Genomic DNA, 6,323 nt, shown 5'->3' with positions numbered 1-6,323 from the left:
GGCCGTTGCTCGCGGTCGCCGGGCCACCTCGCCAGTACGGGCCGAAACCCTGTTCCACCTGGCCTTTAGCGGGATTGCAGCGTCCCCGCCCTCTGCTGTGCAGCCCAAAGAAGGGCCTTTCGCGCTCCGTTTTCTGGTGCGCACCAGAAGATTCCCATCTGGTGCGCACCAGAGTCAAGCGGTTCGGTAGGTTCAGCGCCGTATCCGCCTCGCGGTGCGTCTCCAGAAGACCGCGTAGGTGAGGGGTGCCGGTAGCCAACAGTCCTTAACTCCGAGCCTGTTAACCCCTGTTGACCTGCGGCGATGTGAGGCATGCTGTGAAGGTCAGTGAGGATCGACCGGCGGGCGGTGGCCAGTGGGCGAAGGACTCCGGAGCGCGCGAAAATCTCGCGGGTGGTCCCAAGAGCGGCTGATCCGAGAGATTGAGGAGTACGCCCGGCGGCATCTCACGGACGTTGCGTCGGCTGCGAGCCTGCGCGTCTACGTGTCCGAGTGGGAGAACGGCAAGCGCACCATCTCGGACCGGTACGCCGTGATCCTTCGTCACTTGCTCGGTGTCACGGACGCTGAACTACGGGCAGCCCCCGCCGCGAGCGGGTCATCCACTGCCGATGGCTACGATGATCTGCTCGCTCGAATCGACTCGGCGAGCAGCGTGGGGCAGTCCATGGTCAAGACGTTCAACGACCAGACCGAACTACTGCGGACCATGGACCGGCAGATGGGAGCCTCCGGCCTGGTCGACCAGATGGCCGGGCACCTCGCGGCCCTTGAGGACGCGCTCAACTTCGCCGTGCTCCCGGAGACGCGCCGGCCAGTCGCGCTCGCGCTCGCAGGGGCGGCCACCCTCGCGGCGTGGCAGGCGCTCGACTCGGGGGCGGTCGAACGGGCGTGGCGCCACTACGAACTGGGGAAAAGGGCCGCGCAGGACGCGGACGCGCCCATGTACCTCGCTCACGCCATGGCGGAGCAGGCGTACGTACTGTGCGAGGCGGGCCGCCCGACGCTCGGTGTCTCCCTCGTACGAGACGCGCAGCGGACCGTGGAAGGGAAGGCATCCCCGCGCCTCCGGGCATGGCTGTACGCCGCAGAGGCGGAGCTGTGCGCGCAAGCAGGAATGCCCGACGACTGCCATCGCGCGCTCGAAGCGGCAGCCACGACCATTCCGGCCGGAGCCGAGGACCGGGACCCGGACATGCTGAGCATCTTCCTCAACAGCGCTCACCTCGCGCGATGGAACGGCAACGTCCTCGCCATGCTGGGTGATGACGATGCCGTGGGCAGCCTGTACGGCGCGCTCGAAGTGGTGGACCCGTCCTTCGTGCGCGCGCAGGCCGGGCTTCGGTGCGATCTGGCCCACGCGCATCTCACGCGAGGCGAGTACGACCAGGCCGCCTCGCACCTGCGCCAGGCGCGGTTGCTCGCGAACCGTACGGGCTCCGTACGGCAGCGTCGGCGGATCGATCTCCTCAGCGCGCGGCTGTAGCTCCGGCGCCACCACGGTTGGCCAGGATGTGGAGCAGGGCAACCAGCGTGCCGGACCCCATCAGGTCCCCCTTGGCCATCAGGCCGGGCACGTCCGACAGCGGTACCCACTCGACGTGGCCGGCCTCTTCCAGATCCGTGGGCTCTCCGACGCGCTCAGCACCTCGGCCCACGAAGATCTCATGCGGAGAGTCGACCATTCCCACCATCGGCTGATACGTCACGACGTGGTCCAGCGAGGCGGGGCGCCAACCGGTCTCTTCCTCTACCTCTCGGAGCGCCGTGGCCTCGGCATCCTCGCCGGCGTCCACGATGCCGCCCGGGAGCTCCCAGCCCCATTGCTGGGGTACGAAGCGATACCGCCACAGCATGAGTACGCGGTCCTGGTCATCCAGCACAGCCGAGATGGCGACGCGTTGAAGCCGGACCACGTGATGCTCGAAGCGCTCCACCCCGGGAGGCTCCACGTCCCACAGATCGAGCTTTACCCAACGGTTGTCGTAGATGGTCCGCTCGCCGTGAATCTTCCAGGGTTCCAACCCGGTCGGAGTCTCGATGCTCACGCCGCCCGGCACGCGGTAGGAACTACGCCCCCGTACCTCCAGGACACCCTCTGAGACCAGCCGGGCGAGCACCTGCCGCAGCGCGGTACGCCCGATACCCAGCCGCTCTACCAGGGTCCGTTCCGACGGGAGCTTGTCGCCCGGGGCAAGCTCCCCGGAGGCCAGCCACTCCCGGATCGTCTCGTACACCTTCGTCGTCTTCGGCCCCATCTGCGGCATGCTCCCCAATCGCTCATCCACGTCGCCCCACCGCTACCCATCCGAGAATGCGTATCTCTTAAGCGTCGCACGTCTTCCCCCCGCGATGTCTCTTCGGGAAACTCGATCGCTTATGTCATACGGAGTCCTGTGCGCCCCTCTGTGTGCATCCCTGCGACGGAACTTGTTCTCTTCCCTCCGCCGGTTGGATGTGCCGCCATGGATTGACGAAGCAATTCCGTATGAATCTCCCGGCAAGGTGAGGGGCTGATCGGGCATGGCAACCACGCAGTCGAAGTGCGGAGCACCAACGAAGTCAGGAGGAAGCTGCCAGCGGAAGGCGATGGTGGGAACGTCTCGCTGCAACCTGCACCAGGGGTCGTGGTCGGCGTACGGCGTGGCCAAGCGCAAGGCCGATGAAGCGAAGAAGAAGGCCAAGCCGCGACGGAAGAAGTAGCCGGTCGCGGGGCCGTCCGTGGGCCGTACGAGGTCGGCCAACGGTGACCGGCAACGACCAAGGGCGACCGTCCGGCGGCTGGTCAGTACGGGGGAGGAGCTGATCGTCCCAGGTCCGCCCGGTGCCCCATGACTTCCTCCGCAACAAGAAGCAGGAGTGGGAGGAGTACCGCTCCGAGGTCACCGCCTTCGAGCTGAAGAAGAACCTCCCGGTGCTGTAGGGGAGCCCCCCCGCTCCGCCGACGCGACGCTCGGGCCCGCACCCACGACGGTGCGGGCCCGAGGCCGTTCGGTGGCGGCCCGGTCCGTGGTGGTGGCGGTGGTCCCGTAACGCGCGGCCGGGGCTGTCGCGGTGTTCCGTCCGTGGTGGGGACTAGGCTCGATGCCTGGGCTCGATCGCGCGGTTGCCGCGCTGACAGGAGACGGCGAGATGACGATGCCGGGACGCAGGAGCAGTACGTTCACCCGACTGCTCCGGCACGGTTTCACCGATCCGTCCGCCGCCGAGCGGCTGCTCGACGTTCCCGAGATGGCGCCCGTACGGTCCGACCCGCTGCTGCTCGACGCGCTCGGCCAGACCGCCGACCCCGATCTCGCGCTGCGCGGGCTCGTGCGGCTGGCCGAGGCGGCGGGGGCCGAGCGGCTGCGGCCGCTGCTCGACACCTTGATCAGCGCGAAGCCCCTGCGGGACCGGCTGCTCGGGGTGCTCGGGGCGTCCGAGGCGCTCGGGGACCATCTCGCCCGGCACCCCGAGGACTGGCACGTCCTCGTCACGTACGAACTGGCCGATCTGCACCCCGGCGTCGAGGAGTTCGAGCACGCGCTCGCCGAGGCGAAGGACCCCGTCTCGCTGCGGATCGTCTACCGCCGCTGCCTGCTGGCCATAGCGGCCAGGGACGTCTGCGGCACCGCCGACGTCGCCCAGATCGCCGCCGAACTGGCCGATCTGGCGACCGCCACCCTCCGCGCCGCCCTCGCGATCGCCAAGGCCGCCGCGCCCGAGGACGCCGCCGCGTGCCGGCTCGCCGTCATCGCCATGGGCAAGTGCGGCGGCCACGAACTGAACTACGTCTCCGACGTGGACGTCATCTTCGTCGGCGAACCCCCGCCGGGCGCCGAAGGACCCGACGACACGAAGAACGCCGTCCAGGCCGCCACCCGGCTCGCCTCGCACCTCATGCGGATCTGTTCCGAGACGACCGCCGAGGGGACCATCTGGCCCGTCGACGCCAACCTGCGCCCCGAGGGCCGCAACGGACCGCTCGTGCGCTCCCTCAGCAGCCATCTGGCCTATTACCAGCGCTGGGCGAAGACCTGGGAGTTCCAGGCGCTCCTCAAGGCACGTCCCGTCGCCGGGGACCCGGCCCTCGGCGCCGAGTACATCGACGCCCTCTCCCCGCTGGTCTGGCAGGCCGCCGAACGCGACCACTTCGTGCCCGACGTGCAGAAGATGCGCCGCCGCGTCATCGACAACATCCCCGCGGGACAGGCCGAGCGCGAACTCAAACTCGGCCCCGGCGGACTGCGGGACGTCGAGTTCGCCGTACAGCTCCTCCAGTTGGTGCACGGCCGCAGCGACGCCACGCTACGCGGCGGCTCCACCCTCGAAGCCCTCGACGCGCTCGCCGCCGGCGGATACGTGGGCCGCGCCGACGCCCGGCAGCTCGACGAGGCGTACCGCTTCCTGCGGGCCATGGAACACCGCATCCAGCTCTTCAGGCTGCGCCGCACCCATCTCGTCCCCGAGGACGAGGCCGACCTGCGCCGCCTCGGCCGCTCCCTCGGGCTGCGCGGCGATCCCGTCGCCGAGCTGAACCGGGCCTGGCGGCGCCACGCCTCGGCCGTACGCCGGCTCCACGAGAAACTCTTCTACCGGCCGCTGCTCGACGCGGTCGCCCAGCTCGCGCCCGGCGAGATCCGGCTCAGCCCCAAGGCGGCCCGGCAGCGGCTCGAAGCGCTCGGCTACGCCGACCCGGGGGCCGCGCTGCGCCATCTGGAGGCGCTGTCGTCCGGGGTGAGCCGCAAGGCGGCCATCCAGCGGACCCTGCTGCCCGTCCTGCTCGGCTGGTTCGCGGACTCCGCCGACCCCGACGCCGGACTGCTCGGCTTCCGCAAGGTCTCCGACGCGCTCGGCAAGACCCCCTGGTACCTGCGGCTGCTGCGCGACGAGGGCGCCGCCGCCGAGAACCTGGCGCGCGTCCTGTCCGCCGGGCGGCTCGCCCCCGACCTGCTGCTGCGCGCCCCCGAGGCGGTGGCGATCCTCGGCGACCCGGGCGGGCTGACCCCGCGCGGCCGTGACCACCTCGAACAGGAGGTCCTGGCGGCGGTCGGCCGCGCCGACACCGCCGAGGGCGCGGTCACCGCCGCGCGCGGGGTGCGCAGGCGCGAGCTGTTCCGTACGGCCGCGGCGGACCTCATCGGCTCGTACGGTACGGAGGACTCCCCGGCCGAGGAGGACCCCGGCGCGCTGGTCGACCGCGTCGGGAACGCGATCACCGACCTCAACGCGGCGACCCTCGCCGCGGCCCTGCGCGCCGTCGTGCGCGACCAGTGGGGCGACACCCTGCCCACCCGGTTCGCGGTCATCGGGATGGGCCGCTTCGGCGGCCACGAGCTGGGGTACGGCTCCGACGCGGACGTCCTGTTCGTCCACGAGCCGCGCGACGGCGTGAGCGAGCACGAGGCGGCGCGCGCCGCGAACGCCGTGGTCGCCGAGATGCGCCGGCTGCTCCAAGTGCCCACCTCCGACCCGCCGCTGCTGATCGACGCGGATCTGCGCCCGGAGGGCAAGAGCGGCCCCATGGTCCGTACGCTCGCCTCCTACGCCGCGTACTACCGGCGCTGGTCGCTCGCCTGGGAGAGCCAGGCGCTGCTGCGCGCCGAGCCGATGGCGGGCGACGCGGAGCTGGGCCGCCGCTTCGTCGCGCTCGTCGACCCGCTGCGGTATCCGGAGCGCGGTCTCGGCGAGGACGCGGTACGGGAGATCCGCCGCCTCAAGGCGCGGATGGAGACGGAGCGGCTGCCGCGCGGCGCGGACCCGACGCTCCACACCAAGCTGGGCAGGGGCGGGCTCTCCGACGTCGAGTGGACGGTGCAGCTCTTCCAGATGCGGCACGGCTGGGAGGTGCCGGGGCTGCGTACGACCCGTACCCGCCGGGCGCTGGCGGCGGCGCACGAGGCGGGGCTGATCGGCGCGCGGGACGCGGCGGTCCTGGACGAGGCGTGGGTCCTGGCGACGCGGGTGCGCAACGGGGTGATGCTGGTGCGCGGCAGGTCCGGCGACACCTTCCCCTCGGACAGCCGCGAGATGGGCGCGATGGGCCGCTACCTCGGCTACGCGCCGGGTCCGGCGGGGGCCGTGGGCCCGGAGCGTGGCGAGCCGCAGCACGCGCCCGGCGCCCACAACGGCGTCAACGGGTACGGCGGCGTCAGCGGCGGGATGCTGGACGACTACCGGCGGACGACCCGCAGGGCGCGGGCGGTGGTGGAGGAGCTGTTCTACGGGGCGCCGTGAGACCGGGGCCGAGGACGAGCGCCCCGGGGGCGCAGCGCGCCGCCCGGGGCGGCTCCACGGTTCAGGGGCCCGCGCGGCGCCGTACGCGCGGGCGCGCCGGGCACCGC

The 6,323-nt window shown here is 71.4% G+C and carries 4 protein-coding genes and 1 pseudogene; 4 read left to right on the top strand and 1 reads right to left on the bottom strand.

Annotated elements, in window-relative coordinates; all coding sequences use genetic code 11:
• Positions 1 to 355 precede the first annotated feature (355 nt).
• A complete protein-coding gene (locus tag ACFXPK_RS16780; protein ID WP_385075949.1) occupies positions 356 to 1,486 on the top strand; it encodes an XRE family transcriptional regulator in 1,131 nt (376 codons plus the stop codon).
• On the opposite strand, the gene ACFXPK_RS16775 is transcribed toward ACFXPK_RS16780, so the two are convergent.
• On the bottom strand, positions 1,470 to 2,258 hold the full coding sequence (locus ACFXPK_RS16775) for a GntR family transcriptional regulator (protein WP_385075947.1): 789 nt from the start codon (positions 2,256 to 2,258) through the stop codon (positions 1,470 to 1,472). The two genes, ACFXPK_RS16780 and ACFXPK_RS16775, sit on opposite strands and share 17 nt — an antisense overlap.
• Positions 2,259 to 2,523: 265 nt before the next feature.
• On the opposite strand from ACFXPK_RS16775, the gene ACFXPK_RS16770 reads away from it, so the two are divergent.
• From ACFXPK_RS16770 to ACFXPK_RS16760, 3 genes and pseudogenes are all read left to right on the top strand, one after another.
• Positions 2,524 to 2,703: an HGGxSTG domain-containing protein gene (locus ACFXPK_RS16770; protein WP_385075944.1), complete on the top strand. Its 180-nt coding sequence runs from the start codon at positions 2,524 to 2,526 to the stop codon at positions 2,701 to 2,703.
• A gap of 133 nt (positions 2,704 to 2,836) precedes the next feature.
• Positions 2,837 to 2,923 (top strand): annotated as a pseudogene (locus ACFXPK_RS16765) (glutamine synthetase); the annotation flags it as partial.
• 209 nt (positions 2,924 to 3,132) lie between these two features.
• A complete protein-coding gene (locus tag ACFXPK_RS16760; protein ID WP_385075942.1) occupies positions 3,133 to 6,216 on the top strand; it encodes a bifunctional [glutamine synthetase] adenylyltransferase/[glutamine synthetase]-adenylyl-L-tyrosine phosphorylase in 3,084 nt (1,027 codons plus the stop codon).
• Positions 6,217 to 6,323 lie beyond the last annotated feature (107 nt).

It is taken from the genome of Streptomyces sp. NPDC059142 (genome assembly GCF_042755665.1).
Taxonomy (GTDB): domain Bacteria; phylum Actinomycetota; class Actinomycetes; order Streptomycetales; family Streptomycetaceae; genus Streptomyces.
The sequence above is the reverse complement of the archived record's forward strand: the minus strand, read 5'-3'. Positions and strand labels throughout refer to the sequence as shown.